Genomic DNA, 16850 nt, shown 5'->3' on the forward strand with positions numbered 1-16850 from the left:
TTCACTTTCAATTTTTTGTACCTTTACGGCCCAATTTTTTTGAAATGAAACGAATTTTATCTTTTTTTCTGCTGAGTTTTGCAATTTTTCTTGCATCAGCACAGGCACCTGCCGGTTATTATGACAGCGCTGCAGGGCTAACCCAGGCTCCTCTTAAAACAGCCCTTCGAAATATTATTAAAGAAGGCCACCAGGACAAAGGTTATGATGGTTTATGGACCGGATATGCCACAACAGACCGTGATTATTTTTATGAAAACGACGGAAAGATCTTGGATATCTATTCCGAAAACCCTAACGGACCGGATCCGTATACTTTCAATTTAGGAACCAACCAATGCGGACAATACTCTAATGAAGGAGATTGTTACAATAGAGAGCACATCGTTCCCCAAAGCCTTTTCAATCAAGGATTCCCAATGAAATCAGATATTCACTTCATCCGTCCAACAGACGGAAAAGTAAATGGGATGAGATCTAATTTCCCTTTTGGAAAAGTAGGAAATGCTTCTTATACTTCTGATAACGGATCTAAACTTGGAACCTCTTCCTCTCAGGGATATGGAGGAACTGTATTTGAACCTATTGATGCTTTTAAAGGGGATGTAGCAAGAATGATCTTCTATTTCGTAACAAGATATGAAAATGAACTTTCTTCTTTCAGTACAGGAAATATGCTGGGCGGATCTTCTTTTCCGGGACTTCAGACATGGGAACTGAATCAGCTTTTGGCATGGCACGCAATGGATCCTGTCTCTGCTGAGGAAATTGCCAGAAACAATGCATCTTATACTTATCAGGGAAACAGAAACCCTTTTATTGATAATCCGGCCTATGCTAACCAGATCTGGGGAACACCGGTTGTAGATACACAGGCACCTACAGCTCCTACCAATCTTGTAACTCAAAACCCTACTGCTAATACAGTTTCTTTAAGCTGGACCGCTGCTACAGACAATATCGGTGTTACCGCTTATGATGTATATGCTAACGGTGTATTCAAAATAACAGTTTCCGGAACTACGGCTACCGTTCAGGGACTGGCGCCATCTACAACCTATACTTTCTACGTTATTGCTAAAGATGCCGCAGGAAATTCCTCTCCGCAAAGTAACAGTGCGGATGGAACGACACTTGCCGGGCAACCTGGCGGAACAAGCTGTGGAACTGAGAATTTCCAGAATATTCCGGCTGCTGATTCAGGTTATTTAACAAGAACATGGACCAGTAACAATATCTCGTGGACGGCTACTTCTGCAAGAACGGATGAAACAATTAACGGAAAGGCAATCACCATAAGAAATGGTAACTTAACCAGTTCAACACTGACGGAAGGAATTCAGAATCTGGAAATAAAAACCCAGCTGAAATATGGAAGCTCAGCAGGAACTCTGAACGTATTAATCAATGATGTACAGGTGGGTACAATAGCCTATACGGCAGACAAAGCAGTATCTACACAAACCATTAATAACATCAATGTAAGCGGAAACGTAGTCATTAAAATTGTAAACCCTGTATCTTCCAGCGGAAACAGAGTGGCATTGGATGATCTTACCTGGACATGTTTCGGTTCATTAGGAACTTCAGATGTGAAAAAAGACAAAGCTGAATTCACCATCTACCCTAACCCGGTGAGAAATAACGAATTATTTGTGAAAGGAGAAAACTTAACCAAAATCTTAAAAGCTGAAATCTACGATCTTTCAGGAAAACTGATTGAAGTGATTGCAAATCCTTTCAAAAACTCCAATAAAATTAACCTAAAAGGACTTGTTAAAGGAAACTACATCCTGAAAACAGATAGTTTCTCTACTAAATTCATGGTAGATTAAACCTTAAAAAATATTTGATTACAAAGACCGATTTATTCGGTCTTTTTTTTATTTTTGATCTATGGATTCCAATAAAAAATTAGGCCTGATAGGAAAGAATATTTCCTATTCTTTTTCCAAAAAATTCTTTGAAGACAAGTTTCAGAAGCTTATGCTGAAAGACTTTACTTACGATATTTTTGATCTGAATGAAATAAATGAAGTAGAAAATCTTCTGGCTGATCCACAGCTTTTAGGATTCAATGTGACCATTCCATACAAGGAAAAAATCATTGATTATCTCGACAACCTTAGTGATGAAGCAGAAAAAATAGGTGCTGTAAACTGTGTCCTCATCAGAGACGGTAAAAAAACGGGGTACAATACGGATGCCTTCGGTTTTGAAAAAACGTTGCTTCTTCACAAAAAAAACCATCAGGATAAAGCGCTCATTCTTGGAAACGGAGGTGCTGCAAAAGCCGTAAAATATGTGATGGATAAACACGGAATTCCTTCGATCACCATATCAAGAAACTCTGAAATCAACTTTGAAAACATAGATGCAGAAACGGTTCGTGATCATAAAATTATTATTCAGTGTACACCGGTAGGAACATTCCCGAATGTGGAAGACTGTCTGAAGTTTCCTTTTGAAGGAATCACCCCGGAACACCTGATTATTGATCTTATTTACAACCCCAATTATACCCAGTTTATCATTAAAGCATCCGAAAAAGGAGCCAAAACCGTGAACGGATATTATATGCTTGAACAGCAAGCAGAAAAAGCTTGGGAAATTTGGAATTTTCAAAAAAAATAACCTAAATTAGTACCTTAATTGGCTTTACAGCTATATACAAAAGGATATTAACGCCACTCACATAAAAGATTTGCTATGACTACAGAAAACAATCTTTCTGAAAACGAAGAAAATAAAAATCCTAACGAAGTATCTCAGGAAGAAACCTCACAGGCCGACACTTCCCATCAGGAAATAGCTCATGATGATGAAGCAGAGCACCCGGAAGAGGATCATGCCGATGATATTTCTCTGGCTGACGCATTGAAAGAAATGGAGTCTATCATCAATATGGCCAATGCCGGTGAAAACTTCAAAAGATTCAATCAGCTAAAGGAAAAAGCAAATCATTACATCCATGATGAAGTGGAAGATAAAAAACATGAATATGTAGAAGGCGGAAACCCTCCTGAAAACTTCAGCTACGAACATCCTTTACAATCTAAATTTTCTGCTTTAATCAATATTTTCAGAGAAAAACACGATTCTTACCAGAAATCTCAGGATGAAGAGCAGAAGAAAAACCTGGATCACCGCCAGAATATCATAGAAAGACTTAAAAATCTTTATACCAACTCTGAACCGGGAACTAATCTTTTCAAATCCATCCGTGAAATCAAAGAAGAATGGTCCAAAGCCGGACAGGTGGCCAAATCTGAATTCAAGATCCTTAACAATAATTATTTCCATCACCTGAATCAGTTTTATCAGATGCTGGATCTGAATAAAGAATTTCTTGAGCAGGAATTCAGCCACAATTTAGAGAAAAGACAGCATATCATTGCCCGTGCTAAAGAGCTGGAAAGTGAGCCTGTCATTCAAAAAGCGCTGAACGAGCTTCAATATCTTCATAAACTCTGGAAAGAAGAAGCAGAGCCTGTTGCCGAGGAATTCCGTGAAAAAACATGGGAAGAATTCAAAGAAATTTCCAACAAAATACACGAAAGAAAATCTGAATTGTCTGCAGCTATCGAAGGAGAGCAGAATGATAATCTGGAAAAGAAAAACCAGATCATTGCAGAAATCAAAAAACTGGCTGAACCTTCCGAAACGCCTAACCACGGTTACTGGCAAAACTCAATTAAAAGAGTGGAAGATCTCCGTACCGAGTTTTTAAAAACAGGAAGCGTTCCAAGAAAACTTTCCAACCAAAACTGGAATGATTTCAAAACTACGCTAAGAGCTTTCAACACAACAAAAAACAACTATTATAAGTCACTGAAAGGTTCTCAGCAAGCCAATCTTGAAGAAAAGCTGAAACTGATCCAGACCGCTCAGGATAATATGAACAGTGAAGAATGGGACATTGCCGTTCCTCTGTTCAAAAAGCTTCAGGAAGACTGGAAAAAGATAGGACATGTTCCAAAAAGCATGACCAATAAAATCTGGGACGAATTCCGTGATGCATGTAATACGTTTTTCAACAATTACAGAGAGAAAAACAATGCCTCCAACGATAACTGGAAGGAAAATTACAAGCAGAAAAAAGAAATTCTTGAAGACCTTAAAACGGTTTCCAACGACGAAGGCAGTATTGAAAGAATTGAAGCGATAAAAACCGCTTGGAACAACATCGGAAAAGTGCCTAGAGACAAAATTGCCATCAATACGGAATTCAACAGAACTCTGAGAGAAAAGCTGAAGCTGAACAAAATCAATGAACTTGAATTGAAAGAAGAAGGACTGACAGAAAACCAGCTTACAGATAAAGCAAGAAAAATCAAGAGCCAGATTTCTGATCTTGAGGCTGAAATTGTGAAACTGGAAAACAACCTGGCATTCTTCAAGAACCCGTCAAGAGAAAATCCTCTCCTGAGAGATACTTTCAACACGATCGACGAGAAGAGAGCTCATCTGGAAACTTTAAAACAGAATCTTCACAACATCATTGCCGGAGATTAATTAAGTATAACAACACAAAAAGGCGGAGCAAAGAAATTTGTCTTCGCCTTTTCTTTTTATTTTATGAACAACGACGAACTTTATATCAAAAGATGCATCGAACTCGCCCAAAAAGCATTGGGTAAAACCTACCCCAATCCACTTGTAGGCAGTGTCATTGTGCATAACGGAAAAATTATAGGTGAAGGCTACCACCATAAAGCAGGAGAAAATCATGCAGAAATCAATGCTATTAATTCCGTAGAGAATAAAGATCTGATCCCTGAATCTACTATTTATGTTTCGCTGGAGCCCTGTGCCCATTATGGAAAAACGCCGCCCTGCGCTTTAAAAATTAAAGAACTGGGATTCAAAAAAGTAGTAATCGGAGCTATGGATTCCCACGATAAAGTCAACGGAAAAGGAAAAAAAATCATCCAGGATGCAGGAATAGAAGTGGTTTCCGGAGTATTGGAAGAAGAATGTATTCAGTTAAATAAAAGGTTTTTTACCTACCACGAAAAGAAAAGACCTTATATCATCCTGAAATGGGCAGAATCAGCAGACGGGTTCTTAGATAAGGATTTCAAGCCTACTGCTATTTCAAATTCATTGGCCAATCAGTTTGTCCATCAGTTACGGGCAGATGAACATGCTATTTTAGTAGGAACCCAAACGGCTTTAAATGATAATCCAAGTTTGACCGTAAGAAATGCTGAAGGTGTAAATCCTGTACGAATTCTCATAGATTTTGACTTAAAAGTTCCACAAGACTTTAAAATTTACAATGATGAAGCCAAAACGCTCGTCATCAATTCCATAAAAGAAGGAACGGAAAATAATATAAAATTTATCAGAGTTGGAAAAGAAAACTTCCTGCCCGATTTGATGCCTGCACTTTATAAGGAACAAATACAATCCGTCATTATCGAAGGGGGAAGCTATACCTTACAGCAGTTTATTTCAGCCGGAATCTGGGATGAAGCTATTGTTATTAAAAATGAAAATCTCAAACTTGAAAACGGGACAAAAGCTCCGGTATTCCAACAGAATATCAATGAAACAGAAAATCTTCGTGATAATACCATAAACAGATATGTTAATTTATCCCAAAATGGAGAATTATATTATCTGAAATGATTATATTAGTTTCGTTCAAAAAAAATTAACATGAAAAATCTAAAGAAAATTTCAAGAATCAATTTAAAAAGTATCAGCGGTGGCGCATTAGTATTTGTAAACTGTACGTTACCTACCGGAGAAGCGACCAGATGCAGAGACAAATGCCCTCAGGATTTCTGCGGCCCTACAAGTTACATGTGTCTGCTTCCGCTGGATTATTGCGGATCATAGAAAGAAAAACTTTTATAGAATTATAAAAAAATAGGAAGCTGTCAAATAATTTGGCGGCTTCTTTATTGATCGTTGTGTAACTTATCTCACATTTTATACTTTTGCAAACCATTATCACGTTAATAATCCATAATGATTAAAAACGTACACAAAACATGAAAACATTCCTTTTCTCAATAACAGCCCTTGTATTTTTGATCTCGTGTAGTTCAAAGAAGACCATTACTGGCGAGAATCAGGAAAAAACCGATATTCAGGAGGTCAATTACATTCCTTATTATCTGGAAGTTTATAAAGTTGACAGTTTAATGCTGGTAAAAAAAGACGAGGAAGCTTTTCAGAAACTGGATAGCCTATTCAGAATATATCAACCGAAGAATCAGGTTGCCTCTTCAGAAATCCTGAATTATGTACTGCTCGCTGAAAAACTGAAAAAAAATATAGACACCAAAAAATACATTCAAAGCCTCATAAAAGATTGGGGTATTCCGGTAAAAGAATTAAAAAAAGAAACCGCTTTAACCCAAACTCTGCAGAATATCTTCTCTGATACAGAACTTCTTTCACTTGAACAACAGCATATCAAAAATATCGACTGGGAATACAGGAAAATACTGAAAGAAATGTTCGTTGCAGATCAGAAAAGCAGATCAAAACAGGATGAGCCGCAGGTAGATGAAGACAATATAAAGAAAATGCTCCATCTTATTAAAACCAAGGGCTATCCGGACATTCCAACCGTGGGAAGAATAGATCTTGAAAGAATCATGCTTTCCGTTATGTACCTCCACTTTGCACGGGCGGACGAGTACAAAGAGTTCCGGGCACTTTTGTTTGAAAATTTAAAAAAAGGAAAAGCAACTCCTATTGAAATGAAACAATTCATGCTGGGAAAATACAACCTCGTGTATCAGCAGAACTATTTTGAACAAACAACCAGAGATACCATCCGTTTAAGAGGAATTACGACAAATTACCCAAAAGACACTTTCAATATAAGACGCCGAAATATAGGCCTTCCCTCTCTGGAATATGAAAAATGGAAGAACAACTTTATGAAGCAGCACAACAATTAATGTACCCGGAAAATGTTTGAATACAAGACCATAGAAAAACCCATACAGGATATTTTATTAAAAGAAAAAGGAAGCAAGTTCATTGGATTTGCATTTCCTGTCAATAATGAAAAAGAATTAAAAGAAGCCCTGGAACAAGTCAGAGCAGAGCATCCAAAAGCTACTCACCATTGCTATGCTTTCAGAATGGGGCTGGAAGGAGAAAATTACCGGGCCAATGATGATGGTGAGCCTTCCGGAAGTGCGGGACTTCCTATTTACAATCAGCTTTTAGCTCATGAAGTCACCAATGTTCTCGTTATTTCGGTTCGTTATTACGGAGGAACAAAACTCGGCGTTTCCGGTCTGGTAAAGGCTTATAAGGAATGTGCAAAAATCACCCTTGAAGAAGCCAACATCATTACTAAAGAACTGGAAACAGAAATTGAAATCCAGTTTAATTTCAACCAGCAAAATACCATCTTTACTCTGCTTTCTAAATTCGATGCTAAGGTTTTGAATTTTGATGCGGATGAAAACTGTATTTTGACCGCTTCTTTAAAACTGGCACAAAAAGAAAATATCTCAGATAAACTATCCGAGATGCAGTATGTTTCATTTGAATTTACAGATTAATCCCTTCTTCCGCCAAGAAGCAAGGAACCCCAATAAATAAGCTGAGCCAGCGATCCGAGTGCCGCTACAAGATAGGTTCTTGCCGCCCACTTCAGACTATCCTGTACCCCTACAAATTCTTCCTGAGTAACCGTTCCGGTGTCTTTCAGCCATTTCATAGCACGGTTGCTTGCATCATACTCCACAGGAAGTGTGACAAAAGCAAAAAGTGTAGTCATGGCAAACATTGCCACGCCTATAGCTAGAACAGTAGTATTTCCGTTCGGATCATCAATAGATCTTGTGGCTACCATAATTCCGATACCTGCCAAAAGGACAAACTGCATCAGATTAGAACTTATATTCACCACAGGAACCAGTTTCGAACGCAGGTTCAGCATGGAATATCCTACGGCATGTTGTACTGCGTGCCCGCACTCATGGGCTGCTACAGCTGCAGCGGCTGCATTTCTCTGCATATAAACCCCTTCAGAAAGATTCACTGTTTTATCTGCCGGATTGTAATGGTCAGTCAATTGGCCGGGAACCGAAATCACCTGTACATCATTGATCCCATTATCTCTAAGCATTTTCTCCGCCACTTCTTTTCCTGAAAGACCATTTCTGAGATGTACATTGGAATAGTATTCAAATTTCGACTTCAACCTTGATGAAACCCACCAGCTCACCAGCATTGAAATACCGATAATGATATAATAACCCGTCATTTTATATAGATTTTTGTGTTTGAAATTTAAGCATAATGATGTAAAAACTGTGCCAAAGTATTACATTTTATTATTTATATTTGTTCTCTAATTAGCCCTTACATTATGCCTGAAGTTTCAGTTATTGAAGTAAAAAGCCAAAGCGATTTAAAAAAATTCGTAAGGTTTCCGATGGATCTTTATAAAAACAATCCTTATTATGTCCCTTCCTTTATTAAAGACGAATTTAAAATATGGGATGAAAAAGAGAATCCAGCTTTAAAATATTCACAATCCAGACAGTTTCTGGCATTCAAAAACAATCAGGTAGTAGGGAGAATTGCAGTGATGATCAATCACAAAGAAGAAAAAGAATTGGGAATCAGAAAGGTACGTTTCGGATGGATAGATTTCATCGATGATAAAGAAGTTTCTAAAGCCCTTATTCAGAAAGCAATAGATTACGCCAAAGAAAACAACATAGACAAAATTGAAGGCCCTATGGGATTTACCAATCTCGATAAAGCCGGAATGCTGACTATGGGATTCGACAAACTGGCGACCATGATTGGAATCTATAATCACGCCTATTACCCTGAACACCTGGAAAGCCTGGGCATGATCAAAGAAAAAGAATGGGTAGAATATGAAATGAACTTCCCGAAAGTTCTGCCTGAAAAAGTGGAGAAATTCAGTGGGCTGATCGCTCAGAAATACAAGCTGAAAGTCCTTGATTTTAAGTCGAAGCAGGAAATTCTACCTTTTGTAGAACCAATGTTTAAACTCTTGGACGAAACCTATAAACATCTTTCCACCTACACCCCTATTTCGGACGAACAGATAAAGACCTACAAAGAGAAATATTTCCCTTTTATAGACAAAAATTATGTCATTTGTGTGGTAGACGAAAACAATGAACTGGTATCATTTGCTATCACCATGCCTTCTTACTCAAAGGCGTTGCAGAAGTCGAAAGGAAAACTCTTTCCTTTTGGATGGTGGCATTTTTTACAGGCAGGAAAGAAAAACGACAGAGCTAATTTTTACCTGATCGGAATTCATCCGGAATACCAGAGACGTGGTGTAACCGCTATTATATTCAAAGAAATTTTTGTGCGTTTTACGAGCATGGGAATTGATTTTGCAGAAACCAACCCGGAACTCGAAGAAAATAAAAGCGTCCAGCTTCTGTGGCAGGACTATAACCCTGTCAATCACAAGAGAAGAAGAACATATTCATTAATGATAAGTGATGAATGATGAATGATGAGTTATTAGTGACTTATTTCAAATCCAAAACTGATAACTCATATTTTGCACCCCAAAAACCCGCAACAAAAAAAACTCTTAATCCGAATCTCGCACCCCGCATCTCGTAACCCGTAACCCGAACCCCATGAAACCACATCTCATCGTTTTCGCCATCCTCATCGCAGCATTTATCGCCTACAACTTCTTTTTCAGGATAGAAGACGACAGAATGAATACAGTTGTTAACATAATGCTTGCCAGCATCCTTTTCGGATACATCTCCTTTATGGCCTATTCTCTCCTTAAAAAAATGAAGAAATAAATACTATTTTTATTGATTCTAAATTACCACTTTTCCCTATTTTCATCCCACTTTTAAGCTTATTAATTTCATGCTTTCTTGTTTATTCGCTAAATTTGCAAATTGAGATAATAATGCAAAAATGAATTTACCTGAAAGTTATATTCCGATCCTGATTCAAGCAGGTGTAGCCGTGGCATTCGTAGCCGTTTCCTTGCTTGGAGCGCATTTTCTAGGGCCAAAGCAGAAAAAAGGAAATTCTGTAAAAAATCAGAGCTGGGAATGTGGAGTTCCTGTAGAAGGAAACGCAAGAACACCGTTTTCCATCAAGTACTTCCTGACTGCAGTTCTGTTTGTGCTATTCGATATTGAAATCGTATTTTTTTACCCATACGCAGTTAATTTCAGAGAATTCGGAATTGAAGGATTCCTGGCCGTACTTACGTTCGTAGCCATCTTCTTCATGGCGTTTTTCTATGTCTGGAAACGCGGTGCATTGGATTGGGATAAATAAATTTTAACATTAAAAGATTTAATTTATTTAAATAATTTAAAAATGGGTAATCCTTAAGTTTTTGAATCTTTAAATACTTCAATCTTTAAATATTTACTAAAAATGTCAGATAAAAAACCAGTAATAAGAACAGATGCACCTGCTCCCGAAGGATATGAAGGAGAAGGATTTTTCGCAACGAAACTGAGCAGTGTAATCGGGATGGCCAGAAAATTTTCTCTTTGGCCGCTACCATTTGCTACCTCTTGTTGCGGTATCGAATTTATGGCTACCCTGAACCCTACGTATGATGCTTCCCGATTTGGAATGGAAAGAAACTCTTTCTCTCCGAGACAGGCAGATATGCTGATGGTTTGCGGAACGATATCTAAGAAATTAGGACCCGTTTTGAAAGAAGTTTACACACAGATGGCAGAACCTAAATGGGTAGTTGCTGTTGGTGCCTGTGCTTCCAGCGGTGGTATTTTTGACACCTACTCTGTTTTGCAGGGAATTGATAAAATTATTCCGGTAGACGTGTACGTTCCGGGATGCCCTCCAAGACCGGAGCAGATTATTGAAGGCGTAATGCAGGTTCAGGCTCTTGCGGAAAGCGAAAGCATCAGAAGAAGAGATATGCCTGAATATCAGAAATTATTAGATTCTTACAACATAAGCAACTAAGGGAAAATGACAAACGAATTTGTACTAGAAGCCATCACAAGAGAATTTCCGGATTCCGTTATTTCGAGTTCAGAGCCTTATGGAATGTTGACGGTTGAAGTAAAGAAAGACGATATCAAAAAGATTATTCACTATCTGAGAGATTCATCATTGGAGTTTAATTTCCTTACTGATATCTGCGGTATTCATTACCCTGAATTTCCGGAAAAGGAAATTGGAGTAGTATACCACCTGCACAATATGATGGCTAATTTCAGATTGCGTCTGAAAATTTTCATGTCCAGAGAAAATATTGAAGTAGATTCTTTGGTGGAATTATTTGCCGGAGCCAACTGGATGGAAAGAGAAACTTTTGATTTCTATGGAATTAAATTCAAAGGACATCCTGATCTGAGACCTATCCTGAATATGGAAGACCTCGGATACCACCCGATGCTGAAGGAATACCGTTTGGAAGATGGAACAAGAACAGATAAGGACGATAATATGTTCGGAAGATAAAAATAATGCAATAAGCAGTAAGCAATAAGCGGTAAGCTTAAAGCCTAAAGCCTATAGCCTAAAGCATTTAAATTATGAAAGATAACTCATTATCTAATATACTTAACCAATACGAAAGTAAGGAACAGATTGACGGGCAACTGTATACCCTCAATTTAGGACCTACCCACCCTGCTACCCACGGGATCTTCCAGAATATCTTAACGATGGACGGAGAGAGAATCCTTCACGCAGAGCAGACGGTAGGATATATCCACAGAGCATTTGAAAAAATCTCCGAAAGAAGAAATTATGCTCAGATCACTACCCTTACGGACCGTATGAACTACTGTTCTGCACCCATCAACAATTTGGGATGGCATATGACAGTAGAAAAGCTGATTGGCGTTGAAGTTCCAAAACGTGTAGATTATATGCGTGTTATATTGATGGAGCTGGCAAGAATCGGTGACCACCTGATCTGTAACGGAGTAACCGGGATGGACTCAGGAGCTATTACAGGACTTACCTATATGTTCATCGAAAGAGAACGTATTTATGATATGTATGAACAGATCTGCGGAGCGAGAATGACAACCAATATGGGAAGAATCGGAGGTTTTGAAAGAGATTTCACTCCTAAATTCCATGAGTTATTAAAAGACTTCTTAAAAACATTCCCGCCAAGATTTAAAGAGTTCTGTACCCTTTTGGAAAGAAACAGAATTTTCATGGACAGAACCATTGGTGCAGGAGCTATTTCCGCAGAAAGAGCTTTAAGCTATGGGTTTACAGGTCCGAATTTACGTGCAGCCGGAGTAGATTATGATGTAAGAGTGGCACAGCCTTATTCTTCTTACGAGGATTTCGACTTTATCATTCCGGTAGGAACTGCAGGAGATACGTACGACCGTTTCATGGTTCGTCAGCAGGAAATCTGGGAATCCCTTAAAATCATTAACCAGGCATACGACAACCTTCCTGAAGGGCCATTCCACGCGGATGTTCCTGATTTCTATCTTCCTGAAAAGGCAGATGTTTACAAGAAAATGGAAGCTTTGATCTACCATTTCAAAATCGTTATGGGAGAAACAGATGTGCCTAAAGGAGAAGTTTACCATGCTGTAGAAGGTGGAAACGGAGAACTAGGGTTCTACCTGGTGAGCGACGGAGGAAGAAGCCCTTACAGACTTCACTTCAGAAGACCATGTTTCATCTATTATCAGGCTTATCCTGAAATGATCACAGGTTCTGTAATTTCAGACGCCATTGTGACCATGTGTAGTATGAATATCATTGCGGGGGAATTAGACGCATAATATATTAGACAAAAAGATAAAAGAAGAAAGATAAAAGACTTTCTTCAACCCAATATAAATATGAATTTAGAATAACGGACTTCAGAATCTTTTTTCTTTGTTCTTTACTCTTTAATCTTAGATAAAAAATGAGCGAAACAATAGCTTTTAAACCGGAAAGTTTAGCACAGGTGCACAAGATTATCGCAAGATATCCTGAAGGAAGACAAAAGTCTGCCCTTCTTCCTGTACTTCACTTAGCACAGAAAGAATTCGGAGGATGGTTAGACGTTCCTGTGATGGATTATGTTGCTGAATTATTAAGTATCAAGCCAATTGAAGTATATGAAGTAGCTACTTTTTATACCATGTTCAATATGAAGCCGGTTGGTAAATATGTTTTGGAAGTATGCAGAACCGGACCTTGTATGGTTTGCGGAAGCGAAAAAATTCTTGATCATATCAGAACCAAACTGAACATTAAGGACGGAGAAACTACAGAAGACGGAATGTTCACATTAAAGCCTGCAGAATGCCTGGGAGCTTGTGGATACGCACCAATGCTTCAGTTAGGAAAATTCTTTCATGAAAATTTAACGATAGAAAAAGTAGACGAAATCCTTGATCTTTGCAGACAGGGACAGCTTGCTTTAGACTAAAATAAATTTTAACAAACTTAAAATAGCCATAAGCTAGAAGCCAAAAGCCAATAGCCTACAGCTAAAAGCATAATAAACAATGAGTAAAAAACTTTTACTTAAAGACGCCCATATAGAAGGCATCCGCTACTTTGAAACATACCGTAAACAGGGAGGTTACACCGCAGCTGAAAAAGCCTTGAAAATGACTACCGATGAAGTACTTGAAGAAGTAAAAGCTTCCGGACTTCGTGGACGTGGTGGAGCAGGATTCCCTACAGGGATGAAATGGAGCTTTCTGGCAAAACCGGAAGGAGTACCAAGACACTTGGTGGTAAATGCCGATGAATCTGAACCAGGAACTTTCAAAGACAGATATCTTATGGAATTCCTTCCTCATTTATTGATTGAAGGAATGCTTATATCCTCATACTGTTTAGGTTCAAATGTTTCCTATATCTACATCCGTGGAGAATATTCCTGGATTCCGGATATCCTGGAAGAAGCTATTGAAGAAGCAAAAGCAGCAGGATTTTTAGGTAAAAATATTCTGGGAACAGGGTACGATTTGGAAATCTATGTTCAGAGAGGAGGTGGAGCTTATATCTGTGGAGAAGAAACTGCATTGCTTGAATCCCTTGAAGGTAAAAGAGGAAATCCAAGACTAAAACCGCCATTCCCGGCTGTAAAAGGACTTTGGGAAAGACCAACCGTAGTAAACAACGTAGAATCTATCGCAGCTATCGTTCCGATTATTGATATAACAGGTGCTGAATATGCTAAAATAGGAGTAGGTAGATCTACAGGAACGAAATTGATTTCGGCTTGTGGAAACATCAACAAACCTGGAGTTTACGAAATTGATATGACCATCACTGTTGAAGAATTCATCTATTCTGATGAGTACTGCGGCGGTATTAAAGACGGAAAAAGATTAAAGGCCTGTATTCCCGGAGGAAGCTCAGTTCCAATCGTTCCGGCTAACCTATTGCTGAGAACAGTGAACGGAGAACCAAGATATATGAACTATGAATCATTGGCAGACGGTGGTTTCGCTACCGGAACCATGATGGGTTCAGGAGGTTTCATTGTTTTAGATGAAGACCAGTGTATCGTAGATCATACCATGACTTTAGCGAGATTTTATCATCACGAAAGTTGCGGGCAGTGCACGCCTTGCCGTGAAGGAACGGGATGGATGCACAAGATTCTGAAGAAGATAGAAAAAGGAGAAGGAAAAATGGAAGACATCGACCTTCTTTGGGATATACAGAGAAAAATTGAAGGAAATACCATTTGTCCATTAGGAGATGCAGCGGCCTGGCCTGTTGCAGCAGCAATCCGTCACTTTAGAGACGAATTCGAATGGCATGTGAAAAACCCTGAGTTATCTCAAACACAAAATTATGGATTGGCACATTATGCAGATCCTATTCCTGCTGTTGAAAAAAATGCATAGCTAAAAAGATGAAGAAGTTATTGGTTGTCGGATTAATGATGTCGAATTTTGTTTTTGGACAAAATGCTAAAAGTGACACATTAAAATATCCTTATGAAGATGGAAACGGTCCTACACTAGGCCCGGCTCCGGTTCAGAAAAAACAAAAGCCTGCCCCTTTAAGCAAGAAAGGACAAGTCTTTGTTTTCTTTGGTTGGAACAGAGGTGCTTTTAGCAACTCTGATATCCATTTTACAGGAAATGGTTATGATTTTCAACTGAATAATGTACAGGCAAGAGATAAGCCTACCAAGTTTGGAATCGTTTATTTCGATCCAAGCTGGTTTACCGTAACGCAGTACAACTTCAGGATTGGATATTTTATAAAAGATAATTTAGCCCTTGTTTTAGGGATAGATCATATGAAATATGTGATGAAACAGGACCAGACAGTTGATTTTTCAGGAACTATTTCAGATCCTAAATATGCAGGAATGGTACAGAACGGGCAGGTGAATTTAGCCGACACTCAGTTTCTTACTTTTGAGCATACGGACGGACTTAATTATGAAAACCTAGGTATTGAGAAATATAAAAATCTTATTCATAAGAAAAATATAGATTTAGTATGGTCTTACGGAGCAGGAATCGGGGTGATGTTTCCGAAAAGTAATATCAAGCTTTTCGGGAATGAAAGAAGCGACCGTTTTCATGTAGCAGGAATGGGAACCGATCTTAGAACCAGTCTTAACATGGTTTTCTGGAAAAACTGGATGATCAGAGCCGAGGCTAAAGCAGGATATATCAATATGTGGGATATTAAAACCACATTAAACAATAAACCTGATAAGGCCACACAGGATTTTGTTTTCGGGCAGGTTCTAGCAGGGATAGGATATACATTTAACACGAAGAAGTATAATTAAAATATAGCTTAACGCCCTAAAAGCATAAGCGAAAGCATAGAATATGAGCGAAGAGGTTAAAAAATTCAAAATAACTATAGACGGACAAACTACTGAAGTTTTGCCCGGAACTTCTATTCTGGAAGCTGCCAGACAAATTGGTGGAAAATCTGTACCTCCTGCAATGTGCTATTACAGCAAATTGGAAACCAGTGGAGGAAGATGCAGAACCTGTTTAGTGGAAGTTTCCAAAGGATCTGAAGCAGATCCGCGTCCTATGCCTAAATTAGTTGCTAGTTGCAGAACTAACGTAATGGACGGTATGGAAGTGAAAAACCTTTCTTCTGAAAAAGCTCAGGAAGGGAGAAAAGCCGTTACCGAATTCTTATTGGTAAACCACCCGCTGGATTGCCCTGTGTGCGACCAGGCCGGTGAATGTCACCTTCAGGATCTTGGATACGAGCACGGAAACCTTGAGACCAGAACAGAATTTGAAAGAAACACTTACGAAGCAGACGATCTTGGTCCGAATATCAAGCTGAATATGAACCGTTGCATCCTTTGCGCAAGATGTGTATTGGCAGCCAATCAGTTAACAGGTGAAAGAGAACATGGTATTCTTTTCAGAGGAGATCACGCAGAAATTTCTACTTATTTAAATAAAGCCTTAGATAATGACTTTATCGGAAATGTAATCGACGTTTGTCCGGTAGGAGCATTAACAGACAGAACTTCCCGTTTCGCAAGCAGAGTTTGGTTTACAAAACCGATGAACGCTTCTTGTAAATGTGATAAATGTTCAGGAAAAGCAGTTGTTTGGATGAAAGGTGACGAAATTGTAAGAGTTACTGCCAGAAAAGATCAGTGGGGTGAAGTAGAAGAATTCATCTGTGATACCTGTCGTTTCGAAAGAAAAGAGCTTTCTGACTGGAATATTGAAGGTCCTAGACATATCGACAGACACTCGGTAATTTCATTGAACCACTACGAAAAACCTAAGGACGAGCTAAGAGTATTAGACAATCCTATGGCGAAAGAAATCAGTGAAAAAGACGAAAAATAATTGATAATGAGTTGATGTGATGATGGGACGATACGGTGATTAATCTCCATCCTCTAACATCTAACTTCTAATATC

General features: G+C 38.6%; 18 protein-coding genes. 17 read left to right on the top strand and 1 reads right to left on the bottom strand.

Translation table 11 applies throughout. The annotated features are described in order from the left end of the window. Positions 1 to 44 precede the first annotated feature (44 nt). The 7 genes from ACM46_RS21645 (at position 45) to ACM46_RS21675 (ending at position 7538) form a co-directional block, all read left to right on the top strand. On the top strand, positions 45 to 1835 hold the full coding sequence (locus tag ACM46_RS21645; protein ID WP_048508750.1) for an endonuclease: 1791 nt from the start codon (positions 45 to 47) through the stop codon (positions 1833 to 1835). Between the two features lie 61 nt (positions 1836 to 1896). After that, positions 1897 to 2634: a shikimate dehydrogenase family protein gene (locus tag ACM46_RS21650; RefSeq protein WP_048508751.1), complete on the top strand. Its 738-nt coding sequence runs from the start codon at positions 1897 to 1899 to the stop codon at positions 2632 to 2634. Positions 2635 to 2709: 75 nt separating this feature from the next. After that, positions 2710 to 4515: a DUF349 domain-containing protein gene (locus tag ACM46_RS21655; RefSeq protein ID WP_048508752.1), complete on the top strand. Its 1806-nt coding sequence runs from the start codon at positions 2710 to 2712 to the stop codon at positions 4513 to 4515. A 63-nt stretch (positions 4516 to 4578) separates the two neighbouring features. After that, the gene (ribD, locus tag ACM46_RS21660) at positions 4579 to 5634 is read left to right on the top strand and encodes a bifunctional diaminohydroxyphosphoribosylaminopyrimidine deaminase/5-amino-6-(5-phosphoribosylamino)uracil reductase RibD (protein WP_048508753.1); all 1056 of its coding nucleotides are present in this window, start codon (positions 4579 to 4581) and stop codon (positions 5632 to 5634) included. Between the two features lie 30 nt (positions 5635 to 5664). Next, positions 5665 to 5847 (top strand): bacteriocin-like protein, encoded by a 183-nt coding sequence (locus ACM46_RS21665; protein ID WP_048508754.1) that lies wholly within the window; start codon positions 5665 to 5667, stop codon positions 5845 to 5847. A 155-nt stretch (positions 5848 to 6002) separates the two neighbouring features. Continuing rightward, on the top strand, positions 6003 to 6923 hold the full coding sequence (locus tag ACM46_RS21670) for a hypothetical protein (protein WP_048508755.1): 921 nt from the start codon (positions 6003 to 6005) through the stop codon (positions 6921 to 6923). Between the two features lie 12 nt (positions 6924 to 6935). Next, entirely contained in the window at positions 6936 to 7538 is a 603-nt protein-coding gene (locus ACM46_RS21675) for an IMPACT family protein (protein ID WP_048508756.1), read from the top strand. On the opposite strand, the gene ACM46_RS21680 is transcribed toward ACM46_RS21675, so the two are convergent. After that, entirely contained in the window at positions 7535 to 8245 is a 711-nt protein-coding gene (locus tag ACM46_RS21680; RefSeq protein ID WP_048508757.1) for a zinc metallopeptidase, read from the bottom strand. The two genes, ACM46_RS21675 and ACM46_RS21680, sit on opposite strands and share 4 nt — an antisense overlap. Before the next feature lie 105 nt (positions 8246 to 8350). Here ACM46_RS21680 and ACM46_RS21685 point away from each other — a divergent pair, with 105 nt between their 5' ends. From ACM46_RS21685 to ACM46_RS21725, 10 genes are all read left to right on the top strand, one after another. After that, the gene (locus tag ACM46_RS21685) at positions 8351 to 9484 is read left to right on the top strand and encodes a GNAT family N-acetyltransferase (RefSeq protein WP_048508758.1); all 1134 of its coding nucleotides are present in this window, start codon (positions 8351 to 8353) and stop codon (positions 9482 to 9484) included. A gap of 136 nt (positions 9485 to 9620) precedes the next feature. Then, the gene (locus tag ACM46_RS23540; RefSeq protein ID WP_173426511.1) at positions 9621 to 9797 is read left to right on the top strand and encodes a hypothetical protein; all 177 of its coding nucleotides are present in this window, start codon (positions 9621 to 9623) and stop codon (positions 9795 to 9797) included. 121 nt (positions 9798 to 9918) lie between these two features. Beyond that, positions 9919 to 10290: an NADH-quinone oxidoreductase subunit A gene (locus tag ACM46_RS21690; RefSeq protein ID WP_048508759.1), complete on the top strand. Its 372-nt coding sequence runs from the start codon at positions 9919 to 9921 to the stop codon at positions 10288 to 10290. 102 nt (positions 10291 to 10392) lie between these two features. Then, positions 10393 to 10953: an NADH-quinone oxidoreductase subunit B gene (locus ACM46_RS21695; RefSeq protein WP_002983540.1), complete on the top strand. Its 561-nt coding sequence runs from the start codon at positions 10393 to 10395 to the stop codon at positions 10951 to 10953. A 6-nt stretch (positions 10954 to 10959) separates the two neighbouring features. Continuing rightward, a complete protein-coding gene (locus tag ACM46_RS21700; protein WP_048508760.1) occupies positions 10960 to 11454 on the top strand; it encodes an NADH-quinone oxidoreductase subunit C in 495 nt (164 codons plus the stop codon). Positions 11455 to 11528: 74 nt separating this feature from the next. Beyond that, entirely contained in the window at positions 11529 to 12752 is a 1224-nt protein-coding gene (locus ACM46_RS21705; protein ID WP_048508761.1) for an NADH-quinone oxidoreductase subunit D, read from the top strand. Between the two features lie 128 nt (positions 12753 to 12880). Beyond that, positions 12881 to 13390, top strand: coding sequence for an NADH-quinone oxidoreductase subunit NuoE family protein (locus ACM46_RS21710; RefSeq protein WP_048508762.1), 510 nt, complete (start codon positions 12881 to 12883; stop codon positions 13388 to 13390). A 79-nt stretch (positions 13391 to 13469) separates the two neighbouring features. Beyond that, positions 13470 to 14828: an NADH-quinone oxidoreductase subunit NuoF gene (gene nuoF, locus ACM46_RS21715; RefSeq protein WP_048508763.1), complete on the top strand. Its 1359-nt coding sequence runs from the start codon at positions 13470 to 13472 to the stop codon at positions 14826 to 14828. An 8-nt stretch (positions 14829 to 14836) separates the two neighbouring features. Then, complete coding sequence (locus tag ACM46_RS21720) at positions 14837 to 15733, top strand: hypothetical protein (protein ID WP_048508764.1); 897 nt, start codon at positions 14837 to 14839, stop codon at positions 15731 to 15733. Between the two features lie 43 nt (positions 15734 to 15776). After that, positions 15777 to 16775, top strand: coding sequence for an NADH-quinone oxidoreductase subunit G (locus tag ACM46_RS21725; RefSeq protein WP_048508765.1), 999 nt, complete (start codon positions 15777 to 15779; stop codon positions 16773 to 16775). Positions 16776 to 16850 lie beyond the last annotated feature (75 nt).

The organism is Chryseobacterium angstadtii (assembly GCF_001045465.1).
In the GTDB taxonomy this organism is placed as follows: domain Bacteria; phylum Bacteroidota; class Bacteroidia; order Flavobacteriales; family Weeksellaceae; genus Chryseobacterium; species Chryseobacterium angstadtii.